Origin of the sequence: Sphingomonas turrisvirgatae (assembly GCF_001721295.1) — a bacterium.
Lineage (GTDB): Bacteria > Pseudomonadota > Alphaproteobacteria > Sphingomonadales > Sphingomonadaceae > Sphingomonas > Sphingomonas turrisvirgatae.
In genome coordinates, this window is record NZ_MDDS01000015.1 from 33,201 (window position 1) to 54,586 (window position 21,386).

Below are 21,386 nucleotides of genomic sequence, written 5' to 3' on the forward strand. Positions count from 1 at the left end.
GCGTCGTCATCGCCCTTTCCGTCCATATACCAGGCTGCAGCATGGCGCGTGGGCGTTACACGACGGAGATGTTCACCACCGCAGACGACGCCGAGGCTCACAGCGTTTTGCTGCTCGAGCAGCTTGCTGGACATGGCGAGCTTGCGGTCCGGATGATCAGCGCCGAGACGCTCGCTCCCGCCGGCACCGCCTAAAAAGCTAGCGCGACCCGTGCGAGCCAACCGGATCAAACGATGAAGTCGGCGAAGGCGGGTGCGACATGGTCGTTCCAAACCTCATCACCCCGAAGTTTCTCGCCCGCGCCGTTTATCTGCTCCAGCCCGACATCGCTGATCCGCACGCCAGCGGGGACGTAGCGGAGTACCAGTTCGCCATAGCGGATCTCACTGCTTGGGAAATTGCGACTGAAATCCTTCAGGTTTGGGACCAGGCGGTGATGGAGTTGGCTGTCTTCTCGTCCTTCATCACGAGCGATCCGGGCGCGAAGCTGAGCGGAAACGACGTCGTCGACGGTCGGCTTCACCATCGTCGTATGCTCTACCGCAACAATGGCTGGGGTGTAGCTGTTCATTGGGTCGCCGACAGGATTTTGCAGCCGGATCGTTCCGTCGACGATCACGAAAGGCGGCGCAACGACCCATGCGTGGCCCAGTTCGGCACCAGGGAAATCGGAGAGGTCACACATCGACTGTCCGCGCCAAAGATCTTCGCTGGCTACTTCGGCAATCATCGAGCCTTTCAGCCCGAAACTCCAGACACCGAGCCGATCGAGGATACGCTGCATCATCGACGAGACATGAACACAGCTACGCTGCATATCCTCACGTTCGAACAGATCCGCCAGGAATTCGGCGAGCCGGGGGACGATCGCACGGACGCGCTCATCATATTCGGCGGTGCGCGGGCGGGATTGCACCCACAAGGCGTATTGATCGAGGAAGGTGCCGTCGCGACCTTCCTCCGCCGCAAAGGCCGGCTGATCGAAAAAGCCAAACTGGGTGGTGTCGATGCCGAGCCCCCGCAGCCGAGCATCAATTTCCGCGTGAACTCCTGCACGCGCGGCTGCTCGCTGCTTCGCCTGCCCCATTCGACATCACTCCCTATGTTTCAACGGTTTAGCTTCCGCGCCGCGCTTCGGCGATGACAGAGGCCTGCACCATAGGCATATAGCAAGGGAACATCATCAGCGGAGTAGCCCCACCAAGCATGCCGAAGGTCAATCCTCAGATCCTGTCATGGGCGCGCGAGAGCGCGGGCCTGACGCTTGAGGATGCCGCCAAAGGGATCGGTCTTGGCGGTGAAAGCGCCGCTGCACGCCTGGCGGAGATGGAGGCGGGCGATCGCGAGCCCAGCCGCCCCCAATTGCTCAAAATGGCGGATCGCTATCGTCGTCCATTGCTCACGTTCTACCTACCCGAACCACCGGCAGCGCCCCCCCGAACCCATGACTTTCGGACGCTTCCGGATCGGGAGGCCGGAGCGGAGGCGACCGTCGGTGCGCTGGTCCGTGACGTTCGCACCCGCCAGTCCCTTGTTCGTGGTGCATTAGAAGACGCCGAAGAGGCTGAAATCCGGACGTTCGTCGGGTCCATTGACCCACGGGCGGGTGCGGATGCCCTTGCTCAGGCGATGGGTGAACTGCTGAACCTTGATCGAGGGGGTTACCGCCAGGCCCGGACGATCGAGCAAGCCTTCCGGATCTTGCGCGATGCGGTTGAGGCTGCGGGCGTCTATGTGCTGCTCATCGGCAATCTCGGCCACTGGACGAGCAATCTCAGCCCAGGTGTTTTCCGGGGAATGGCTCTCGCGGACGAGGTCGCGCCGTTCATCGTCGTCAATGAAACGGACTCCAAGGCAGCTTGGCCGTTCACGCTTCTTCATGAGCTCGGCCACATCCTTTTGGGGCAGAGCGGTATCAGCGGATATGACAGCGAACAGGTGATCGAGCGGCTGTGCGATGACGCGGCGGCGAAATTCCTTCTTGGCCGCGAGGAGCTGCAGGAGCTCGCCGGTGTCGCCGACCTAGACGGATTGATCGACCAAATCGGCGTCTTTGCAAACGCTCGCAAAGTCAGCCGCAAGATGGTCGCCTACAACCTCTTACGGGAGCGCCTCATCGATGCGGCCATGTACCGGCAGCTCGCCGCCCGGTTCGATGAGGACCGTCTCGAGTTTCCGCGAAAGCCAGCGAAAGGCGCGCCTGACTATTATGTCGTAAGGCGCCACCGGGTTGGACAGGGTCTCCTCGCGCTTGTCGATCGGATGGTCGCGGGTGGCGCCTTGACGACGACCAAGGCGGGCAAGGTGCTCGGCGTAAAACCCACGGCGATCGGTCGCATGACCGAACAGATGGCATAGCGGGGGTCGCTTGCTCTACCTGCTCGATGCCGACACGCTCATAACAGGAGATCGCAGAGCCTATCCGCTCCGGCGTTTTCCCGTGTTTTGGGAGTGGTTGCGACACCAAGGCACCCTCGGCAACGTCAAAATTCCATTGGAGCAATTCGAGGAGGTCACCTCCGGTCGGGGCGACATCGTGGACTGGCTCTGCACCGAAGAATGCCGCGCGGCGCTGATCCTGGCCGAGGATCTCGACCCCGCGCTGGTCGCCGATACAACCCTGCAAGGCTATGGTCCCCTCGACGAGAACGGCGTCGAGCTAGTCGGGCGCGATCCCTTTCTGGTGGCCTACGGACGCGTCGAGCCGGGCGAACGCACGGTCGTAAGCTTCGAGGTATCGAAACCCGGCAAGCAGGGTGCCAACCGGAAGGTGCCTGATGTCTGTCGTGACTTCGGGGTCCCGTGCTGCTCTCTTTTCGACATGATCGAGGCTCTCGACTTCACGACCGCCTGGCAACAGCCGTAAGGCGCGATTGCGCTCGGCGTCGCATCGCGCGACCAGCCAAGAAGAGGTGCAGCCTGTCCCGGCCGTCGTCGGTAATCCGGTCCCAGATGTGCTTGGTGGTCCAACCTGAAAACATCACGTAGAGCGCAATGTAGAACGTCAGCAGCACAGGGACCTGCCCCGGAAGTTTCGGCGCCTCACGCCCCACCACGGCACCCATGAATGCGACGAAGAGATAAAGTCCGATACTCATCAGGAAGATAACGAGGCTGCGTGTGCCGGAGCTGTAGCCCTTGATCGCGGCCTTCAGGATAATGCTTGCCGCGGTCCCCAGCACCATGATGCACACATATCCGGCCATAAATACCAGGACGGTCGCATATGGCAGGACGGCACTTGGTAGATGGCTCGATGCCGTCGGCGAGCGCAACCACAGATACAGCAGAGCCATGGGCGTCAGGAGCTGAACGATAATGGCCAATCCGGCTGCGCCCCACCCAAGCAGGAAGGTGCGGCGCGCGTATCGCCTGGCTCGCGCGATGCGCCGGCGGACTGGCCGACGCACCAGGACCATTTTTTCGCTACCCCAACCGCGCACAGCTACACCTGCAGCCCGCGCCCGGAAGCTAATCGCACGCGCGGCAGCGGAGATTGCGGCTCCGCGTGACTTCAAAGGAAGCCCTCACCTGCATGCTCTCGGAACCGCTCATGATCGCGGACATACTCCGCGACCATCTCGAGCGAAGCGTGCCGGCTATGCTCTTTCATCTTGAAGAGGTTTGCGTTCTGGCGTCCTGCTTCGGTCAGAAACCCGGCTCGGAGGCTATGACCTGAGAAGAGCTCCGGCGGATAGCCGGCAGCCACAGCCGCCGCCTTGACGACCAGTGCTACGCCCTGCGCGCTCATTGCCTTCCCGGTCAGTCGACCCTGCGGTGTCAGCTTGCGAAAGATTGGCCCGCTATCGATTCCAGCTTTAGCGAGCCATGCCCGATAATGCTGCACCGGCTCGAGACGCTGGCCGTCTGGGATCGCGACCGTGTGCCCTTGACCTTCCTGATCGGTTTTCGAGGAGGGAATGCGGATCAGCAGGCCTCGACCATCTTCGGATACCCGCCCGACCGTCACCGCGACCAATTCGGAGCGACGCATTGCACCGGCCATTCCGATGGCGAGCAGCGCCCTGTCACGATAGGCGCGGAGATCCTCGCCTGTGATACTGCGGAGCATGTCACGAAGGACGTCCCCATCAGCCGCGCGCTTCTTTCCGGGGAGCTCTCCCTTTTTGTCTTTACGAATGCCGCGCACGGCTTTCTCGAGACGGGCGGCGTCAGGCTGAGTAGTGGGGGGCTCCATGTCCGCTGCGCGATGGGCGAAGACGATTGCGGCCAAGCGACGGCCGACAGTGGCACGGCCCAACGGCACGGGATCTCTGCGCTCGAGGACAGTGCCGCGCTTCGTTCGCCGCGGCTCGGCCGGCACGAACCCGCGTTCGGCAAGCAGGGTCAAAAAGGCTGCAACGGTTGCGGGTGCCGCCGGAAGCGGCCGATATCCATTCTCCCCGCACCAGGCACAGAAAAGCCGCCAGTCGGATTTGTATGCGCGCAACGTCGCCTCGGCCGAGGCCCGCGCGACATAAGCGTCAACCCGCTCGCGATCGTCAGGCGAAAGGTCAGGAAGAAACGGCTCCAGGGAAGTTACCTGATTGAGCACCGCGACGGTGCCCGCCATGATCGCTTTGAGGCTTTCGCCGTCGTTTTGGCTCATTCCGATAGGCCTCCCATATCTGGGCGATCGGCACGGACACCGTCGATCCAATCGAGATTGTCGCCATTTCGGCTCCAATGACCTAGCACCCGATCTGCATCGGTGAGATCGGGGAAGTTACGCCGCTGCACATGCATGATCGAGACCGTGTTCCACCGCTGAAGATGCTTCTCGCGCATGGCAAATCTGCCATGCTCTTTAGCGTCTGCGTCATTGGCAAGGGTCTGCTGGTCGCCTGCGAAGTAGCCCCCAGCGCCAGCGGTGCCGTAGCCAAACACGAAGTCGTAGCAGTGATCGGCCTTGGAGAGCGTCGAATCCACCAAGCCGGATGCGACGTCGAAACACTCGTCCTGGCTATGTGTGCACGTCAGGCAGATCCCTTCGGCGATGACATCGCCCTTGCATTCGGTCTGACCGCACGGCGCGCGCTCGGTAACAGTCGTCTCTTCGCACACTAGGCAGTAGAGCTCGGTCGCCCCAGGCGATTTGGTCGTCAACTGAGCAAGGCGGGGCCAGTCGTCCTGCCAATCGCGGTTCGACGCGAAATAGCAGTGCGGGCACACATAGCCCCGCCGATCGTCATCATAGCCGAAGAAGCGCTTGGCCTCAGCGGGCTTCAGATGACGGATGGCGGTGGCGATCTGTCGCAGGACGTGGTTTCGGGCATTGTCGACGAAGCCGAGCGAGGCGAATTTGCTCTCGTCCTCCAATTCGATCAACCGTTGCGCCCACGGGACCTCCGAAAAGAGCGCTTCGATCGCTGTCAGCAGCGTCTTCACCACCTGCTCGGGCGTGAACGTGCCCGGCGCCGATGAATGCATGATCTTGTTGCGATCGCGCCTGACTTGTTCCCAGAACGTCTTGAACGGCTCGTCCAAGGGAGAGGCAACCACACTGTTATGGACGGGTATGAGGTCCGTGGCGTCGAGCGTGCGAAATTCACCGAACGAGACCGGCCCAGTGGCGGTGCCCTTCGGCCAATCCTTCGGCCCACCAATCAGGAGATAGGGCGATACCGCCGCGATCCGACCCTTGAGCGCCAGCTCCATGCCTTGCTGGATGAGGCTGTACGCGTTGGCGAGCGCGGGCTGCGAGCGCTGCCAAAATTCCTCAACCGCTTCCTCGGGCGTTTCGTCGGCCAGCTTGTAGTACGTTGCACCATCGTGATCATGCACCGAGTCCATCGCGATCTGCCACGCCAGGTGAACCTGCTTGAGGCCGGCGGCATGAAATTCGCCGGCGGTTGGGATGTCGATGATCATGGTCAGGATCGTATCGAAGCTGTAGGTTTTCCTGAAATGGTGGACGGCATCTGCCCGGCGGCACGCTTCCGAAATAGCGGATTGCACCTAAATTGGTGGACGTCAGAGTCTTCGCCTTACGCTCGACCTGCCATCGGCATCAGTCGGCGCTCATGGGATCAGATGTAGTGCCGGAACGGCAGCGGCGGTGCGGTAACGGTATGAGGCGACGCCATCAGGATCTCACCCACCCGGTCGGCGAACTTGAGCGTCACGGGCAGGGCGCTCGCAAAATCGCAGGCGTTATAGTTTACCTTGGTGAGCGCAAGGATGTCGCCGAGCACCTCTACAATGTCCCCTTCGCCATGCGTCACGTCGACGGTGAGCGGCTTGGGTGTCTCGAACCCTTGATACCCTGCCAGCCGCGGCACGAACCCCCGCGCCCAAAGGTAACCTGACCAGTCACCCACGGTAAGGGCTGTGCCGCGCAGGACCGGTGTCGACGCAGAGGGGCGGAACAGCCGAACATCATCGAGCTGCTTGATCCTGACTCCTACCAGCTGTGTTTCAGTGGGCACTGCGCTGCAAAAGCCGTCCCACTCATCGTGGGAAAAGCGGTGACGGCCATGGATGAACAGCTGGTTCGGTGGCTTGCCGTGCTTGAGCTTATAGCCCTCGACCACCGAGGTCATCAAATTCGCCGCCGCGCTCCTCGACAGGTGATATTCCTTGCGCTCGTCGGAGTACCAAGGCCCAAGGGCGCCGCGAAATACGAGACCGTCGCCTGAGTTGAGGAACATCTGCGCGGCGCAACAGGCTTCGCCCGTTGCCGCAGGCGTGTCGTCGTTCTTAAACACCAGTCCGACGTAGCAAACGCCAGGGCGGACATGGGCCAGCGCCCACGGCTTGGCGTCCATCTTGAAGTAGAGCGTGGTGCAGAAGTTCCAGGCAACCGTGGCCTCGTCCTGGAGGCCGCGCCGGCGGTCGTTGGTGATGTTGAGGTTGCGGTCGACCAGCGTGCTTTCGAGGATCAGCTGGAGGACGACGCCGTCCTGCAGCAACTCGGCTTTCAACTGGTGGTGGAAATTGCTCGAGAACAGGTAGGTTTCGGCATCCCGCACCGTGTCTGGGAACAGGTCGCCGCCCATCTGGAAGAAGCGTTTGGCGTCCTTGAAGCTCGTGATGTCAGAGGGAGTGCGCTCGTCTCTGGGCGGTGGTGCTACCTGGGGACGTCCGTAGCGATAGACGACGTCCGGAACGACAACGAGCCAGACGTCGGGACGGCGCTCCTCGGCGCGGATGTGCGCGCGGATCGCGTCGGCGAACAGCAGCACCGTGGATCGGACCGCGTCGGCGCGATTGTTCTTCTTGATGCAATGATCGATGTCGCCGCTCTTGAGCGCTAGCTCGACCATGCCGCGGGTTGGCAGCGCGATGCCGAAGCAGGCCTCGAAGCCTGGCCATGCGGGTGCCCATAGAACGGGCTTGCCCTTCGCATCGACCTTGCCGGGGATATGTAGGCTGATCCGCTCTAACCAGCGGCGGGATAGGCCGACGCCGCTCTCCGTCCCGATGACGCCCAAGCGCACCTGGGAGCGGCCATCGGGGCCTTCGAGCGGCCCGAAGAGGAAGAGCCCATCTTTTGGCGCTTCCATCTGCTGCCCGTGACCGAACTCAAGCAAAGGTTCGGCGATGCGATGCGTGAGAATGCTCATGCGTCGGCCTCCTCCGGCATCTCATCCCGGTCGAAAGCCGTTTCGAAGTCCTCTGACAGGGTTATCTGGCCGGATTCGTCCTCCTCGACTCGGCGGTCCTCTTCCGCGGCGAAGCTGACTGGGAAGTCGAAGCTCATCGGTAGGCTGGCAACCGCAAGGCGCTCACCGGACGCGGCAATGTCTAGGGTCGGATCACCTTCGGCAAGCCACCCCATCGCGGCGAGCAGCATGTCGCGCCATTTGTCGTTGAACCAAGACCGCGTGAGGCGCAACCGGATACGCTGCAGCTGTTCACCCGGGAGCGGGGTTCGGCCATCGGTCGTCACCGCGACATTGGCATGGACCCGGAAGAGAGCATCCGGCCAGAGCTTGGGTTGAGCGACAAGGCACAGATGCCAGCGCCGATCCTTGAACTTGCCGCTCAGGACCCGGTCGACCCGATGTCCATCGCTCAGCGTCAGCTTCACTCTTCCGTCGATGAGTCCGTCGGGGAAGAAGCGGCCGCGGGCGCCCGAGGCGAAATCGACAGGAAGTAGCCCGAGACGATGCATGGCCAAGTCCCAGTGCTGACGCATCAAATTGACGGCGATCCGCCGTGCATTGGAACGCTCAACGAAGTGGCGGCTATAGGTACCGTCGATCACGCCGTTGAATGGCAAGCTGGCGCGCGCCTTCAAAGGCGGAGCGCCGTTGTCGAGACGCTCGATAGCATCGGGTCCGCAGAAGGCGATCACCCCTCCATCGTGTAGTACATGGGGAACACGTGTGAACTGGCTCCAGGCTTCCAGCTGCGCAGTCGTTCCCTTCGCCTCCAGGATCCAGACGTCAGGCCTCGCCCGGAGTTCGAACCAGTTGCTGTAGAGCGTCTCGGGACTTGAAGTGACCAGCTTTCGACCGTCCTCTTGGGCAGCGACGATCATCGCAAGCTGCTCGGCGTCCGGATGCTCGACCTTTGGCACACGTGAGGAGTCGAGCGTCTCGAACAGGGGCTGAAGGCAGGCAGCCCAGTTAGGGAACGCATTGTGTGCGTTCTGGCGGAGGATCTCCGTCGGGAAATCGCCGAAATCCACGTCGGCGATTCGGATCGGAATCATAAACTCCGCATCGCCGAGCTTGCGACGCATGACGTCGCCGAGGGCGAGTTCCTTCTTTACGCCTTGCTTGCCGATGTGCTCGGACACGACGACGATCTGCTTGATCGCCTCGTGCCGCAGCACGTGCTCGATCTTGTCCCAGAAATCGTCGCCACCCCGAAGCGCGCCAACGTCGACCCAGACCTTGTACCCGGCAGTGGTCAAGCGACCTGCGAGCCACCGCGCGAACCGGTTATCCTCGGGGTTGGCGTGCGTGATCAGAATGGTGTCGCGCACCAGTGTCGGAACGGTTGTCATGCGTGTCCCCGCCTGCAGCGTACCGTACCCAAAAGCACGAATATGGGCCTACTACGCCAGAGGGCGCACGTTGGTGATGGTAATGCCGACATCCGCGCTCGCCAGCGGGCCGTCCGTCGTGAACATCTGCGCTTGCAGATCGATCGCCAAAGCAAGGCATGCCCGGTCGCCAAGCGAAAGACCAAGTGCCTTCGTCGACGGCCGGAGGTCGCCTATGATGAGCGCCTGGGCAGGGGAGAGCGGCCGAACATCGAGGTGCAACCCGCCGAGCGCCTCACGCACCTCGTCCAGCGACAGGCCACGCTCCCGCAGCTTGGACACGACCTCGGCCAGGTTTGCCGTTCCGATGACACTGCGGGTCAGCACGTCGACTACCCGATCAGCCCCGGGCTCGTCGTTCAGAAGGCAGAGCAGGGCGGAGGCGTCGAGTACGACCTTGCTACTCACGCTCCGCCTCACGCCGGCGTTCGGCAATCAGCTCGTCAGCCAGGCCGACGCCTTCGGGCACATACTTGCGAAGGATCGCGCGAGCCCGCTCTAACGCTCTCGGTACGGACCGTACCCGCAACTCGCCATCGTCCACATCGACGAGAACGGTGTCACCTGTGGTGATCCCGAGCTCACGGCGCATTGCCGCCGGGATCACGAGCTTGCCACCATCCACGATCTTGACCCTCTGTGCTTCCATCTGCACTGACCTCGCTTGGCTGACCCAATCACCAGACCTTACCGGATGTCGGCGCTGACGGATAGCGCAAAGCAGGACCCTTCAACGGGTTTAGTGATTGGTGGCCGTTCATATCTGCGCGCGGTAGCTACTTAGGCCTGACTAGCTGAGCTAGGCTCGACAGGATCGGCGCTTGCTATTCCGAGCCGGATGCCGCAGCGGTGGCTCACAAGGGTATATCCAGAGTAGCCATGACAAACGACAGCACACGACCGATCCGCGCTGCACGCGTGTACCTGCGGGTCAGTACGGACGAGCAGGACCTAACCCGGCAGGAGGCAATCGTCGCCGCCGCGCGGGCGGCAGGCTACTATGTCGCGGCAGTGTACCGGGAAAAGGCATCGGGCGCGCGGCCCGACCGGCCCGAGCTGCTTCGCATGGTTGCCGACCTCCAGCCGGGCGAGGTGGTGGTGGCAGAAAAGATCGACCGGATCAGCCGTCTGCCTCTCGCCGAGGCGGAGTTGCTGGTGGCGACGATCCGGGGGAAGGGGGCTCGCCTCTCTGTACCCGGAATCGTTGACCTGTCCGATCTTGTTGCCGACAGCGTCGGGGTAGCTCGTATCGTACTCGAAGCGGTGCAGGACATGCTGTTGCGCGTGGCGCTGCAGACCGCACGCGACGATTTTGTAACCCGGCGCGAGCGGCAGCGTGAGGGCATCGAGATCGCCAAGCGAGCAGGGCGCTATACCGGTCGTAAGCCTGATCTGGCGCATCACAGGCGCATCATTGGTTTGCGCGAGGCAGGCATGAGCATCGCTCGCACGGCAGCACTGGCCGGATGCAGCATTGCTCAAGTAAAACGGGTGACGGCCTTACACCGAGCGAAAGCTGCAGCCGTGTCAGAGCGCGGCGTGAACGACGACGCAGGCGTGTCGTTCGGATTTTCGCGCCCTGGGACGCTTGAGTAAGGCGCTGCGCAAAGGTCGGTGAGCGGACCGGCTGCATTCAAGCTGGCGGTAAGCGGACCGGCCGCTTTCAAGCGCGATACGGCGGTGCACGGCTGCTCGTTTGGCTAGGCAGAGCCATGACGCTCATGAATACAGCTTCGGGTCGACTACAACCCCGAAGCAGCCGACGTTCCTTCAGGGGCGAAAACAGCTACGATCAGGCTGCGTAGCCATTTCACGCCCAGGTCATTGTTGAAGCGGGGGTGAGTATGAACCTTCACTTCGATCGGCGGTGGGTCGAACGGCAGCGACATGAGCTGAAATTCGCCTGCCTTGTTGAAGCGGCGGCTCAGGAACTCCGGGAAGATCACCGCCAGGTCGGTGTTGCGCACCACTTCGGGGGCAACAGTGAAGTGCCCCAACCTTAGGGCGACCTGACGCCGAATCCCCGCATCAGAGAGCCATTGATCGATCATGTGGTGGCCGGGTGCGCTGGTGCCGGCATGGACGTAGCGGAGTGTGCTGAACTGCGCCTCAGTGAGGGCTCCCCCGCCCACTGGATGACCGCGCCGCACCATGCAGACGAGCCGGTCGTTAGGTGTTTGATCCCACGGTTTGATGGTGCGATCCTTTCGTTGGAATGGAAGGAAGCCGTATGGGACAGGTACGTCACGGGAGCGCCACGACCACGCACGCTGTCCGAGCAGCAATACAGCGATCGCAAGCTTCGCTCGCGACGCTGAGCCGTGAGCTGGGGATCAACCCCAAGACGGTGGCGAAGTGGCGTAAGAGGGCGACGGTCGAGGATCTGAAGACCGGGCCGAAGGCCCCTCATTCAACGACCCTGACCGAGGCGGAGGAGGCAATGGTGGTGGCGTTCCGTCGCCGCACACTGCTGCCGCTCGACGACTGCCTCTACGCATTGCAGCCGTCGCTACCGCACCTGACCCGGTCAGCGCTGCACCGTTGCCTTCTCGAACAGGCGGTCGCTGAGTGCGACGTCGTTCCCGATGAACGTCAAGTTCCAGTCGATGCCGTGGCGATGCGCGTAGACGTAGCTGGTTTCCGCCAGTGTCAGCAGCGCTGCCTGCTGGTTGAGCGCGAAGGCGCGCTTCAGGATTGGGACGAGCCGCGGCGTCACCATCTGAAAATCGCCGCCAAGCCTGCTGTTCATCAACAGGTAGACGTGCAGCCGGGCGGCGTCCCCGATCGGCGCGTCGCTGACCGCGAGCTGCGGCGGGATTGCGAGGATGCCAGCGGTCGTCCCGCCATCGGCATGAAGCTCGCGTACGGGCGCCCCGTTGCTGGACGCGTCGATCACCACCGGGGGAAACACCACAGGAATGGACGACGATGCCAGCAATACCCGCCGGAACAGCTCGACCTTGTCCGGCAACATGCTGGCGGCGATTGCCCCCATATCCCAGATCACGCTGCGTTGCGCGTCGAGATTGGCGGTGGCGACGAACAGGCGGCGCCCCTTGGCCTGCTCCTCCGCGATGCGCGCGACAAGTTCCGGTGTCACCTCACGTGCGATCAGTTTCGCAAGCGGTGCGGTGGAGGCGACACTGGTCGATCCCGGTATCGCAAGTGGGAAGCGGGGATGGAAGATGTCCCTTGCGGATACGCTGGTGTAAAACCGGGCGATCGATGCATCGCCTTCCTTGCCCAGAAAGGCAAAGGGAGCGATCAATGCCCCGGTGCTGACCCCGGTGACAACGCTGAACTCCGGACGCGTGCCGCTCTGCGTCCAGCCGTTGAGCACACCGGCGCCATAGGCACCCTCGTCAGCACCACCCGAAAGGGCCAGCATCGTTACCGGCTGCCCGGCCGGCACATCGGGTCGCATCCGCTGCGCGGCATCCGGCAGATCCGCCCAGAAACGGACCTCCGGCGCACCGGCAATAGCGGCCGCGGCACTTTGCGCCCCGGTGAACGGCACGCGCTCCACCGTGGTACATCCACTGACAAACGCCATTGCGGCTATCGTAACGGCGCGGAGGATCTGTCTGGTCATCGCATGGCTCCACTAGCCGTAGTTGCTTCAGTGTCACGAAGATAGAAATGCTGAGCAAGATCGGGACGAATACGCACAAGTTGCCTGGACCCGCGATCGATGCACACCAGCGTAGACTCAACTATGGCAACGTCTTCGCCGTTTCGCTCGAAGCGAGTTTCAAAGTGGGCACGACATCCTTGATGACCAATGACGCGCACTACGGCGACGATCAGATCGTGCAGCACGGCGGGCCTGTGATAGACCACGTCATGACGGTGCGCGATCCAGGCGAGCGTCTCTACCTGTTCTGGCGGCGCGGTCTTGCGCCAATAGGCGTTGACCGCTTCTTGCATCCACATGAGATAGATGGCGTTGTTCACATGATCGAGATCGTCGATCGCTCCCGGACCGACCCTGATCGGATGCCGATATTCAACGTAGCGGCCCGGACCATGGTCAGGCATCTCAGTTCCACGATCCTGCCGCGATCCATCGCAAAGCGGTGAGCGAAGGCATGAACATATATTCGCCGCCACGCAGCCGGTTGTACGTGGTGACACCGTCTATACGGCGACGAACCGGCTCGGCAGGCACGGTGAAGCGTCCGGGTTCCTCATGCAGGCCGACCACAGGATCACGCTCCTTCCCCAGGTCGATGAAATTACCGCGATTGATCCATTCCTGCTGCAGAAACTCGATCGTGTCGAACGCACGTGCCGAGATGAAGATGAAGAAGATGCCGCGATCGTCCTCGCCATCGTCGGCAGCAGTCAGGTCGGCCGACCATTTCGGACCGAAGGTGGAAGAGCGGCGGATGATCCGGTGGATGTTTTCGTCGGTCAGGATCGTCAGTCGCTCACCGCGCGGATTGAGGCGGCGCATGTGCGCGCCATGCGGACAGACAATTCCCGCCTTGTCGCCCGAGAAATCAAAGTCGTTGCGCCGGGCCGGATCGGCGCCCAGCTCTTCGTCGTCGCGGGTCGGCGACAGGATCAGCGGTGCCCCCGATCGCCAGCGGCCGAACATCTTGGCGGCCAGCAGCTCCTGCGCCGCCTCATCGTTTGCCTGGCCGCGCACGAAATCGTTGAATGCGCCCGGTCGACTGTCATACTTGCGCAGCACGACATAGGAACCGTTCCGCCCCAGCGCGTCAGGCTGCGGTATCTCCAGCGGCGCTCCCGTTTCGCTGTCCTCGCCCAGGATGAACTCGCCCGGCGCGATCGCGCGCTCCTGCCCCGGCTGTGGATCGACCCCGGCACCCGCGACGGTCGGCTGCGACACCGAGTCACGAAAGCCGAACGGGTTCTTGGCATCCGCATCGGCTCCGAAACGATGTGTTCCGATCAGCGTCACGCCGCTCGATGCATGATATTCGGACATTGCCCGGTCGGTGGCTTCGTCAAGCCGGGCCTGATCCGAAGCGAAGATGGTGAGCGCGATGTGGCAGCGATTGTCGCGATACGCCTCCTCCCATTGCTCGGGAGCATTCTCTCCCGCGTCACGCAGCTGCTCGGCGCGCGCCGCCATTCCCTGACGAAACGACAGAGGAAAGCTGGCGAGCGAGCCTTCGGGCACCCCAAGCGCCTTCAGACCCGCGTGACTGATCGCCACGCCGGTCCATGCCGTCAGCTCTTCGGTCCAGTCTGCTGCGGCAGGGATATGCGGCGCGAGCCTTCGCAGGAGATCGCGGCCACCCGCGGCGTCGTCGACGTGAAGCATTGCGTGAATGCCGACATACGGTTCAGGCCGCGCGCGCAGGATCAACGCCTGAATGTCGTCCAGCTGCAGCGTCACGCGGTCAGGGCGGAAGCGGTCCTTGAGGTGCTGGAGGATACCCATCAGTAATCCACTCCGTGCGGCACCGACACCTGCCTGGACAGCAGGGCCAGCGCGTCCCGTGTCGCGGGGTCCACAGCGGTGTTGCCGGCCATTGTATCGAGGAAGGCATCGAGCGCCGTCTCCATCCGCTGCAGCCGCCGCACGTCCACAACCGTCACCTGCGGGTTGGCGACGAACCAACCGGCCGCGTCGATCTGGTGATCGGCGATGAAATCCTTCACGTCAGGCGAGGCAATCCCCGGCCACCCTTCGACATTGGCGAACAAGAGATCCATCAGGTCAGGGATCTTGGTCGCGAAGTCGTTGATATAGGTATCCCAGTCACCGTCGTACGCCGTAGCGAACAGGATGCGCGTGTCGTCGTCGAACAGGACGAAACGCATGTCATGCAGCGTCGAAACTTTCTGGGCGCCGTCGAAATTGCCGCCGGTCAGGTTGAAGATGCGACGCAGCCGGTCGCCGCCGCCAGGCTTGAGTTTGGCGATTGCAGTCAGTTCGGACACATTGCCCGATTGCCGGCCGGCCCGGCCCGCCGACCCGGCGGTGCCCTTGAACAGAGGGTTGTGGTTGCGGATCAAGCCTTCGATCGCGATCCTGGCCAGCGTGGGGGCATCGGCGGCGATTTCTGCGGCGAGGCGACGGAACTCTTGCAGACGGGTTTCGTCATCAAGCCTGGGATCTTTACTGTCGGCCATGAACGGCTCCTTCTGGTTCGGATCAGTCCGGAATTTCATCAAGCGAGCGTGGTTCGCGCCGAGCCACGGCATTCAGCCTGTGCCGCTGGCTGGAGGACGATTCATACGCTGCCTTGCGGATTCGCATGATGCCGCCGAGCGGCCGATGCGCCGCGACCCCGTTCCACGGGTTGAAGGCGAGATGGTCGTCGCCATGCACCTGTCTGGCCGGGGCATAGGCATCCTGGGGAGGGAAGGTCAGCGTTGCGATCGCGCGATGCGGTGAAAGGGCAGGATCCCACAGGACCGCCGCGTCCTCGACCGGCATTGTATCCGGGTCGACGCATAGCTGCGCGCGTAATTCGTAGGTGGCGCCGGCGTGCCGGAAATGGTCGACTACCGCGTCACGCATGGTCGAGAAGCCCGCCTCGACCTGCCGTCCGGTCAGTTCGGCCACCCCCCCGACCGGCGCCAGCGACAGTTTCGCAACATGATCGCCGTAGCGGATTGCCGCCTGCGTATAAAATGTCTCGCCCAGCATGTTCGCATGGTCGCGCGCCAGTCCGTCAAGCGTGGCATTAGGGCTGCCGCCTAGCGCCTCCACAGCGCCCTTCACGCCACGCGCGGCAGCGGCGATCAGCCGCTGCGCCGCCTCAGGCGCGTCCGCGTTCTTTTCAAGCAGACCCAGCATGACCTTGTATTTGGCGATCGTACCAAAGGCGAGCGTTGGAAAATTGACCATCAGGAAATCCTGATTGGCCCCCCCGAGGGTGGGTGACAGGCGCTCGCCCCCAACGCCGATGACCTTGACCGCAAAGCCGCGCGGGGCCGGCACTGCATCGCTGTGAATATCACCCGGCGCCGATGACAGTCGAGCTACGATCTCATGTTCGCCAGGGTGGGCGAAGATGCCCTGCGCCAATTCGGCAGGCAGATCCTGATGGACTGTCATCCGCCCTTTCAGGATCGCATGGCTCTTCGCATGTGCGTCTCGGTGCGCATGATGATGCCGCTCTGCGTGAGCAGCCTGTGTCGCCGCCATTCGAGCCACGATCTCACGCGTCAGCGCAGCTTCGTCGGGCTGCTCGATTTCGAGATCGTCGCGATAGGCGATGGGGCGGCGGGTGGTCACGGATGACGGCTTTCATTGAGGCGGACGTCATTAACATATCAAGCGATATATTAGTTGCAATGCCTGTGTGGCTGTTGCCCTTGACGCCAACGGGCTGCATCTGGTGTCGGTGGATTATGAGACGACACCGACGACGCAGACGGTACCACGCCGCAGGAAGCGTCCCGAGATGCGCATGGAGACGCGGACACGACTGCTCGACGCCGCGATAGGGCTGATCGTTGCAGGAGGGGTCGCAGCCGCCTCGATTCGAGGCATCTGCGAACGCGCCGGCTTTTCGCAGGGCGCATTCTATTCGTATTTCGCCAGCAAGGACGATCTTCTCTTCACGCTGGTCGAAGAGCATATGGCGAACCTCGCAAGAAAGTTCGACATGTTGGTGGCAGACACCCGGTATCAAACGGCGGAAGCCATCCTGGATACGATCGGTGCCAGTCTGGATGCCTTGTCCGTCGACGCCAGCTATTCGGTTCTGGTGGTCGAACTTCACCTTCACGCACGTCGCAACGCCGCGTTCCGTGCTCGCTTCGAACCGGTCAAGATCGCGTACGAGTCCGCTTTCGCCGGTGTAATGTCCCATCTGCTACGGCGTACCGGCCTGACGCCGGTCATACCGAGCATTCAACTGGCGCGCATCCTTCTTTCGCTGTGGTCCGGTTTGACCCTTCAGGAAAGCAACGATCCCCCTCCCTCTATACAAATGCGACATGTGTTCGCTGCGCTCGCGCAAGATTGATCGATGCCGCCCGGCAGGATAGTCAACGTTGCCGATGCGGTAGGGGGCGGTACCGCGGAGATGGCGCGCCGTCTCGGGATGACGACCACGACACTCTATATGTACGTGAATGGCGACGGCACGCCCAAGGCGCCAGGCCAGGCGCTGCTCGACGGTGTGCCGTATCGCAAAGAACGGCTGCAAGCCGCGTGATGAATCACGCCGCGCCTCAGCGATTAGGCATGTCGTCGAGCAGGCGAGGCGATAACGTCGTGTTCAATCGACCGGGCCGAAATTGCAGCCGGCGTCAGCGCTGCGGGGACGCATACTCCCCGGCGCGGCTTGCCCGTCAGCCGCTGGGGCCGCGCTAGGATCATCAGATTTATCACCGCCGCGCCGATCAGGAACTCTTCTTCAGCTCCGCGTATGCCCCGCAGGTGAAGCCGCCTCATGCCATGCTTGCCCTTGGCGTCAGCGAAGAACCGTTCGACCCCGCGCTGCAACCGCATCGACCGTTTGTAAAGCCCGGTTTCCACCTCGGCTCGAGCAAGATCGCGAACGTCCTCATCGTCCAGTCGGACCAGGGTACGACGCCGCGCCGTCGTGCATTTCTTTCGAAGCACGCACGCTTCGCAGTCACGCGCATTGGCAGCATAACGGTGTACGCCGGTCGGCAGGTGAAATGCGTGGTGCCGGAGGAGCCTACCGGTCGGACAGATAAAGGTGTCGGTGTCACGATCATAGCTGAAGGCCGTTCGCGGCAGCTTGCCCCCGGTCTGCTGCGTCCGGTCGATCACCGGGATGTGCGGAATTGCGCCGTGGTCCCGCACGAAGCCGAGGAAACCGGCGCTGCCGTAGGCCTTATCGGCAGCAACCCGCGTGGGATGGAAGTCGAACCGATCTGCCGACCTCGCGAGCATGACGCGGCCGGCATCGACCTCCTCCGCAAAGCGAGCCGGCGTCGCCTCGACATCAAGGGCAACGCCACTCGGGGTGTCGACCAGCGCGTTGAGGGCGTAGCCGAACCGGCCACGCACCGTTCGCGCCGACCAAGCCGCGGCAGGATCCGTTCGAGAGACGCCTTGGCAGCTGTTCGAGCGCGCCAGTTCCCAGACGGCATCGCCTGTGTCCTTGGTCCATTCCCGAACCGCGCGCGACGCGTTGGCGACATACGGCAGGTAGCCTGGCACGGTCTTGCGCTGCCAGCTCGCATCAGCGGCTATGAACGATGCGTCGATCGCGGCGTCTTTTCCGCCGACCAGCCCTGCACTGATGCAGTGTCGGACCGTGCTCTCGAACAGGACCCGGAACACGCCGGCGTCGCGAAAGCGGCCATGCCGGTTCTTGCTGAACGTCGAGTGGTGCGGAACCCTATCTGCTGGCGAGAGAGGACAGAACCAGCGGTAGGCCAGATTGTAGCGCAGCTCCTCGCACAGGCGCCGCTCGGACGCGATCGCGTAGATGCGGGCAATCAAGGTCATACGGATCAGCAGTTCGGGGTCGATCGATGGTCGCCCCCGTGTGCTGTAATGCCCGGTCAGTGCTTGCTTAAGCTCGCTTGTGTCGAGACATCTATCGATGCGACGCAGCAGGTGGTCTGCGGGCAACATGGCTTCTATGGTGCGGCGGGACGCTCCTTCCCGCCCACCGCGACAGGCTGGTCCCATCATGGTGGCGCTCCTTTCAGTAGGGGCGAAACGAAGGAGCAACCCGGCATGTCCGGCATTTTTCAACAGGCCCGTCCGGTTGTGACACCGGCCCTTATCAATGCATGCCGCTTTTCGCTCTTTTCGATCTGCATTATATTCGGGATCGCAGGGGCGCTCCCCCACGCCGGGGAACCATGTCCATCTCGACCGCCTTGCTCAACCGACTGCGCGACCTGACCGTCGCACGTCCTCGTCCAAAGCCCCTGCGCTACGGGCTGACGGTTGTGGTCATCGCAATGGTCGCAATCGTACAGGTCGTCCTCTTCGGATCGTCGGCACCCTGGTTCCTCTATACGCCGGCGGTCGTGCTGCTCACGCTGTTCCTCGGCCGCGGTCCCGGCGTCCTGGCCACCATAATCTCCTCGCTCGGCGCGGGATTGGTGGTCGCGCGGTCCGATCAGCCGCTGCTGCTCACGCCCGTTCATTGGAGCGCTTCCGTCATTTTCCTGCTGACCACGCTTGGGCTGGTCGTGCTGGTGGAGGCGTTGCGCACGGCGCTTCTCGATGCCGATCGGCTTCGCGAAGAGCGTGAAAAGGCGTTGGTCGTAACGGCCGAGCGTGAAGCGTTCCTGTCCGGCGTGCTCGGCAGCTCGACCGACTGCATCAAGGTGCTCGATCTAGACGGCAAACTGACCTTCATGAGCGAGGGCGGCCAGCGCGTCATGGAGATCAGCGACTTCAACGACGTAGCCGGCTGTCCGTGGCCTGACTTCTGGCAGAATGCCGGCAACGCGGAAGCGAAGGCGGCGGTCGAGGCGGCTGGGAGAGGTGAGGCACACAGCTTTATCGGCAAGGCCGACACTTATCAGGGCACGCCCAAATGGTGGCACGTCGCGGTCAGTCCGATCGCGGGTCCAGAGGGGCACCCCGACCGCATCCTGTCTGTCTCGCGCGATATCACCGAGCTGCGCGCCAGCGAGGAGGAGCGCGAGCGTTTCGTCCGGCTGGCGGAGAACAGCGCCGATTTCGTCGGGATGGCACGAACGGACGGCAGCTTGTTCTATATGAACGATGCCGCCAAGCGGCTTGTCGGCCTGGAAGATGCCGACATCACCCGTCTGATGATCGCTGACTTCTTCCCGCCCGAGCAGGTCGAGACGGTCGCGCGCGAGGTTCTGCCCGCGGCGGAGCGCGATGGGCATTGGGCGGGCGAGCTGGACTTCCGGCACTTTCGTACCGGCGAATTAATCCCTGTCCTCTACTCCGTCTTCCCGATCACCGACGCCAGTGGCGCGCTGATCGGCTACGGCACCGTCACCCGCGACTTCCGCGAGCGCCGGCGCGCTGAAGACGGCATGCGGCTGATGAACGGCGAGCTGGCGCACCGCCTCAAGAACGTGCTGGCGGTCGTCCAGTCGGTTGTCTCGCAGACGCTGCGCACCGCGCCTGACGCCGAAACGGCCAGCGAGAATCTCGGTGCGCGCCTGGTGGCGCTTGGAGCAGCAACCGACGTGCTGACGGGCAGCTCATGGCGTTCGGCCGATCTGCACGAGGTAGCGACGCGCGCGTTGGCGCCACATGGCAGTATCGGCGAGCGCATTCTGCTCGACGGACCCGCTGTTACTCTGAAGCCTGAGGTGACGGTCGCCTTTGCGCTGGCGCTGCATGAACTTGCCACCAACGCCGCCAAGTACGGGGCGTTGGCGAACGGTGCCGGGACGGTAGTGCTTGAATGGAGTGTCACGGGGGAAGGCAATGACGCGATCCTGTCGATAGCCTGGCGCGAACAAGGCGGACCGCCGGTTTCGCCCCCGACGCGCAAGGGCTTCGGCTCGACTCTGATCGAGCGGTCGCTGCGCTCCTATTTCCGCGGCAAAGCCGCAACCGACTACCGGCCGGAGGGTTTGGTGTTTGAATTGGAAGCGCGGCTTGGAGATGCCGCAACAGTGAACGAGTAGACGGCGTGGGACAGAGCAAGCCGATCGGCAGCAACACCATTCTGATTGTTGAAGGCGAAGCGCTGGTGCGGTTCGACATGACCGCTTTTTTCGAGGAGCGCGATTGGCGCGTGTTCGAGGCGGAGGATGCGGATCAGGCAATAGAGGTTCTCGACCAGCGCACCGACATACGGGTGGTACTGATCGACGCGACCGTCAGCGGTCGCATGGATGGGCTGAAGCTCGCCCACTACGTGCGCGAACGCTTCCCGCCGACGCTATTATTCATCGTGTCCGGTCAGGCCCCGGTGCCGCAGGAAGCCCTGCCCCAGCGGGCGACGTTCCTGCCAAAGCCGTTCGATCTTCATCGTGTGATGCGTCAGATCGAACAAAGTCCTGTTACTCCGTAATCACCGCCCTCATTGCGTGCGCCTGGTCGCGTTGGCGGGGTGATGAACAAAGCCTGCCTCCGGTCATTACTTCCGGATGGCTGATGATTTCGATGCTCCTTTCGCGCTCGTCGTCGATGACGACGGGATCATCCGCATGTATGCCTGCGACATCCTGTCGGATGCCGGCTTTCGTCCTCTCGAAGCAGAGAATGTTGATGAGGCTCTGAGCGTACTGGAACAGCACGCCGGCGACATAACCCTGCTCTTCACTGACGTGCAGATGCCGGGCGGACGAGGCGGTTTCGACCTGGCCAGAGAAGCCGCGGAACGCTGACCTGACATTGAAATACTCGTTGCTCCCGGTGCGGCTAAGCCCGGTCCCGAAGGCCTCCCGCCAAATGCAGTTTTCGTGGGAAAGCCGTTCAGCGCGCAAGTGGTGAAGCTCGCTTGCACGAACTACTGCCGGAAGGTGAGAAGCC

At 62.8% G+C, this 21,386-nt stretch carries 24 protein-coding genes and 1 pseudogene; 10 read left to right on the forward strand and 15 right to left on the reverse strand.

Going from position 1 to position 21,386, the window contains the following annotated elements; genetic code table 11:
• Positions 1 to 68 precede the first annotated feature (68 nt).
• On the forward strand, positions 69 to 194 hold the full coding sequence (locus BFL28_RS21690; protein WP_277620995.1) for a hypothetical protein: 126 nt from the start codon (positions 69 to 71) through the stop codon (positions 192 to 194).
• A gap of 32 nt (positions 195 to 226) precedes the next feature.
• Here the strand turns inward: BFL28_RS21690 and BFL28_RS07215 are convergent, their stop codons facing one another.
• Positions 227 to 1,087, reverse strand: a complete 861-nt coding sequence (locus BFL28_RS07215; RefSeq protein ID WP_052742498.1) for a hypothetical protein — start codon at positions 1,085 to 1,087, stop codon at positions 227 to 229.
• Positions 1,088 to 1,206: 119 nt separating this feature from the next.
• Here BFL28_RS07215 and BFL28_RS07220 point away from each other — a divergent pair, with 119 nt between their 5' ends.
• Positions 1,207 to 2,358 carry an ImmA/IrrE family metallo-endopeptidase gene (locus BFL28_RS07220; RefSeq protein ID WP_046408762.1) on the forward strand — a complete coding sequence of 384 codons (1,152 nt, stop codon included), beginning with the start codon at positions 1,207 to 1,209 and terminating at the stop codon, positions 2,356 to 2,358.
• A 10-nt stretch (positions 2,359 to 2,368) separates the two neighbouring features.
• Complete coding sequence (locus BFL28_RS07225; protein WP_046408761.1) at positions 2,369 to 2,866, forward strand: DUF4411 family protein; 498 nt, start codon at positions 2,369 to 2,371, stop codon at positions 2,864 to 2,866.
• On the opposite strand, the gene BFL28_RS07230 is transcribed toward BFL28_RS07225, so the two are convergent.
• The 7 genes from BFL28_RS07230 to BFL28_RS07260 form a co-directional block, all read right to left on the reverse strand.
• Entirely contained in the window at positions 2,841 to 3,326 is a 486-nt protein-coding gene (locus BFL28_RS07230) for a hypothetical protein (protein ID WP_046408760.1), read from the reverse strand. The two genes, BFL28_RS07225 and BFL28_RS07230, sit on opposite strands and share 26 nt — an antisense overlap.
• Before the next feature lie 188 nt (positions 3,327 to 3,514).
• On the reverse strand, positions 3,515 to 4,573 hold the full coding sequence (locus tag BFL28_RS07235) for a site-specific integrase (protein ID WP_241527252.1): 1,059 nt from the start codon (positions 4,571 to 4,573) through the stop codon (positions 3,515 to 3,517).
• Positions 4,574 to 4,605: 32 nt separating this feature from the next.
• The gene (locus tag BFL28_RS07240) at positions 4,606 to 5,871 is read right to left on the reverse strand and encodes a hypothetical protein (protein ID WP_069319927.1); all 1,266 of its coding nucleotides are present in this window, start codon (positions 5,869 to 5,871) and stop codon (positions 4,606 to 4,608) included.
• 158 nt (positions 5,872 to 6,029) lie between these two features.
• The gene (locus BFL28_RS07245) at positions 6,030 to 7,565 is read right to left on the reverse strand and encodes an argonaute/piwi family protein (protein ID WP_046408758.1); all 1,536 of its coding nucleotides are present in this window, start codon (positions 7,563 to 7,565) and stop codon (positions 6,030 to 6,032) included.
• Complete coding sequence (locus BFL28_RS07250; RefSeq protein WP_046408756.1) at positions 7,562 to 8,956, reverse strand: toll/interleukin-1 receptor domain-containing protein; 1,395 nt, start codon at positions 8,954 to 8,956, stop codon at positions 7,562 to 7,564. The genes BFL28_RS07245 and BFL28_RS07250 overlap by 4 nt, the downstream gene beginning before the upstream one ends.
• Positions 8,957 to 9,007: 51 nt before the next feature.
• Positions 9,008 to 9,403, reverse strand: a complete 396-nt coding sequence (locus tag BFL28_RS07255) for a type II toxin-antitoxin system VapC family toxin (RefSeq protein WP_046408755.1) — start codon at positions 9,401 to 9,403, stop codon at positions 9,008 to 9,010.
• Positions 9,396 to 9,644, reverse strand: coding sequence for an AbrB/MazE/SpoVT family DNA-binding domain-containing protein (locus BFL28_RS07260; protein WP_046408754.1), 249 nt, complete (start codon positions 9,642 to 9,644; stop codon positions 9,396 to 9,398). Before BFL28_RS07260 ends, BFL28_RS07255 begins: the two co-directional genes overlap by 8 nt.
• A gap of 230 nt (positions 9,645 to 9,874) precedes the next feature.
• Between BFL28_RS07260 and BFL28_RS07265 the strand changes: the two genes are divergently transcribed.
• On the forward strand, positions 9,875 to 10,591 hold the full coding sequence (locus BFL28_RS07265; RefSeq protein ID WP_241527253.1) for a recombinase family protein: 717 nt from the start codon (positions 9,875 to 9,877) through the stop codon (positions 10,589 to 10,591).
• A gap of 146 nt (positions 10,592 to 10,737) precedes the next feature.
• On the opposite strand, the gene BFL28_RS20085 is transcribed toward BFL28_RS07265, so the two are convergent.
• Entirely contained in the window at positions 10,738 to 11,280 is a 543-nt protein-coding gene (locus BFL28_RS20085; RefSeq protein ID WP_173655698.1) for a LysR substrate-binding domain-containing protein, read from the reverse strand.
• Between BFL28_RS20085 and BFL28_RS20090 the strand changes: the two are divergent.
• Positions 11,226 to 11,561: pseudogene (locus BFL28_RS20090) on the forward strand (IS481 family transposase); the annotation flags it as partial. The gene BFL28_RS20085 and the pseudogene BFL28_RS20090 sit on opposite strands and share 55 nt — an antisense overlap.
• Here BFL28_RS20090 and BFL28_RS07275 read toward each other — a convergent pair.
• Genes BFL28_RS07275 through BFL28_RS07295 form a run of 5 tightly spaced genes read right to left on the reverse strand, consistent with a single transcriptional unit; the run spans position 11,523 to position 16,214 of the window.
• The gene (locus BFL28_RS07275) at positions 11,523 to 12,587 is read right to left on the reverse strand and encodes a patatin-like phospholipase family protein (RefSeq protein WP_079247002.1); all 1,065 of its coding nucleotides are present in this window, start codon (positions 12,585 to 12,587) and stop codon (positions 11,523 to 11,525) included. The pseudogene BFL28_RS20090 and the gene BFL28_RS07275 overlap by 39 nt on opposite strands.
• Positions 12,584 to 13,033 (reverse strand): acyl-CoA thioesterase, encoded by a 450-nt coding sequence (locus BFL28_RS07280; RefSeq protein WP_069319930.1) that lies wholly within the window; start codon positions 13,031 to 13,033, stop codon positions 12,584 to 12,586. Before BFL28_RS07280 ends, BFL28_RS07275 begins: the two co-directional genes overlap by 4 nt.
• Before the next feature lies 1 nt (position 13,034).
• Positions 13,035 to 14,408, reverse strand: coding sequence for a Dyp-type peroxidase (locus tag BFL28_RS07285; RefSeq protein WP_066693436.1), 1,374 nt, complete (start codon positions 14,406 to 14,408; stop codon positions 13,035 to 13,037).
• Positions 14,408 to 15,175, reverse strand: a complete 768-nt coding sequence (locus BFL28_RS07290; protein WP_241527254.1) for a hypothetical protein — start codon at positions 15,173 to 15,175, stop codon at positions 14,408 to 14,410. Before BFL28_RS07290 ends, BFL28_RS07285 begins: the two co-directional genes overlap by 1 nt.
• Positions 15,126 to 16,214, reverse strand: a complete 1,089-nt coding sequence (locus BFL28_RS07295; RefSeq protein WP_241229464.1) for a catalase family protein — start codon at positions 16,212 to 16,214, stop codon at positions 15,126 to 15,128. The genes BFL28_RS07290 and BFL28_RS07295 overlap by 50 nt, the downstream gene beginning before the upstream one ends.
• A 67-nt stretch (positions 16,215 to 16,281) precedes the next feature.
• On the opposite strand from BFL28_RS07295, the gene BFL28_RS07300 reads away from it, so the two are divergent.
• Positions 16,282 to 16,950 carry a TetR/AcrR family transcriptional regulator gene (locus BFL28_RS07300; protein WP_069319931.1) on the forward strand — a complete coding sequence of 223 codons (669 nt, stop codon included), beginning with the start codon at positions 16,282 to 16,284 and terminating at the stop codon, positions 16,948 to 16,950.
• 60 nt (positions 16,951 to 17,010) lie between these two features.
• A complete protein-coding gene (locus BFL28_RS21695) occupies positions 17,011 to 17,142 on the forward strand; it encodes a hypothetical protein (protein ID WP_277620996.1) in 132 nt (43 codons plus the stop codon).
• Between the two features lie 23 nt (positions 17,143 to 17,165).
• Here the strand turns inward: BFL28_RS21695 and BFL28_RS07310 are convergent, their stop codons facing one another.
• Positions 17,166 to 18,599 (reverse strand): transposase, encoded by a 1,434-nt coding sequence (locus BFL28_RS07310; RefSeq protein ID WP_241527255.1) that lies wholly within the window; start codon positions 18,597 to 18,599, stop codon positions 17,166 to 17,168.
• A gap of 173 nt (positions 18,600 to 18,772) precedes the next feature.
• On the opposite strand from BFL28_RS07310, the gene BFL28_RS07315 reads away from it, so the two are divergent.
• The 3 genes from BFL28_RS07315 (at position 18,773) to BFL28_RS21420 (ending at position 21,241) form a co-directional block, all read left to right on the forward strand.
• Complete coding sequence (locus tag BFL28_RS07315; protein WP_069319934.1) at positions 18,773 to 20,536, forward strand: PAS domain-containing protein; 1,764 nt, start codon at positions 18,773 to 18,775, stop codon at positions 20,534 to 20,536.
• A 5-nt stretch (positions 20,537 to 20,541) separates the two neighbouring features.
• Positions 20,542 to 20,925: a response regulator gene (locus BFL28_RS07320; protein WP_069319935.1), complete on the forward strand. Its 384-nt coding sequence runs from the start codon at positions 20,542 to 20,544 to the stop codon at positions 20,923 to 20,925.
• A 76-nt stretch (positions 20,926 to 21,001) separates the two neighbouring features.
• Positions 21,002 to 21,241: a response regulator gene (locus BFL28_RS21420; RefSeq protein ID WP_241527256.1), complete on the forward strand. Its 240-nt coding sequence runs from the start codon at positions 21,002 to 21,004 to the stop codon at positions 21,239 to 21,241.
• Positions 21,242 to 21,386: the final 145 nt, after the last annotated feature.

What these genes read in the sequence shown, in the direction of transcription:
- BFL28_RS21690 (WP_277620995.1), top strand. Translation starts at nt 69, where the DNA reads ATGTTCACCACCGCAGACGACGCCGAGGCTCACAGCGTTTTGCTGCTC.
- BFL28_RS07215 (WP_052742498.1), bottom strand. Translation starts at nt 1,087, where the DNA reads ATGGGGCAGGCGAAGCAGCGAGCAGCCGCGCGTGCAGGAGTTCACGCG.
- BFL28_RS07220 (WP_046408762.1), top strand. Translation starts at nt 1,207, where the DNA reads ATGCCGAAGGTCAATCCTCAGATCCTGTCATGGGCGCGCGAGAGCGCG.
- BFL28_RS07235 (WP_241527252.1), bottom strand. Translation starts at nt 4,573, where the DNA reads ATGGCGGGCACCGTCGCGGTGCTCAATCAGGTAACTTCCCTGGAGCCG.
- BFL28_RS07240 (WP_069319927.1), bottom strand. Translation starts at nt 5,871, where the DNA reads ATGATCATCGACATCCCAACCGCCGGCGAATTTCATGCCGCCGGCCTC.
- BFL28_RS07245 (WP_046408758.1), bottom strand. Translation starts at nt 7,565, where the DNA reads ATGAGCATTCTCACGCATCGCATCGCCGAACCTTTGCTTGAGTTCGGT.
- BFL28_RS07250 (WP_046408756.1), bottom strand. Translation starts at nt 8,956, where the DNA reads ATGACAACCGTTCCGACACTGGTGCGCGACACCATTCTGATCACGCAC.
- BFL28_RS07260 (WP_046408754.1), bottom strand. Translation starts at nt 9,644, where the DNA reads ATGGAAGCACAGAGGGTCAAGATCGTGGATGGTGGCAAGCTCGTGATC.
- BFL28_RS07265 (WP_241527253.1), top strand. Translation starts at nt 9,875, where the DNA reads ATGACAAACGACAGCACACGACCGATCCGCGCTGCACGCGTGTACCTG.
- BFL28_RS07275 (WP_079247002.1), bottom strand. Translation starts at nt 12,587, where the DNA reads ATGACCAGACAGATCCTCCGCGCCGTTACGATAGCCGCAATGGCGTTT.
- BFL28_RS07280 (WP_069319930.1), bottom strand. Translation starts at nt 13,033, where the DNA reads ATGCCTGACCATGGTCCGGGCCGCTACGTTGAATATCGGCATCCGATC.
- BFL28_RS07285 (WP_066693436.1), bottom strand. Translation starts at nt 14,408, where the DNA reads ATGGGTATCCTCCAGCACCTCAAGGACCGCTTCCGCCCTGACCGCGTG.
- BFL28_RS07290 (WP_241527254.1), bottom strand. Translation starts at nt 15,175, where the DNA reads ATGCCGTGGCTCGGCGCGAACCACGCTCGCTTGATGAAATTCCGGACT.
- BFL28_RS21695 (WP_277620996.1), top strand. Translation starts at nt 17,011, where the DNA reads ATGGCGCGCCGTCTCGGGATGACGACCACGACACTCTATATGTACGTG.
- BFL28_RS07310 (WP_241527255.1), bottom strand. Translation starts at nt 18,599, where the DNA reads ATGATGGGACCAGCCTGTCGCGGTGGGCGGGAAGGAGCGTCCCGCCGC.
- BFL28_RS07315 (WP_069319934.1), top strand. Translation starts at nt 18,773, where the DNA reads ATGTCCATCTCGACCGCCTTGCTCAACCGACTGCGCGACCTGACCGTC.
- BFL28_RS21420 (WP_241527256.1), top strand. Translation starts at nt 21,002, where the DNA reads ATGGCTGATGATTTCGATGCTCCTTTCGCGCTCGTCGTCGATGACGAC.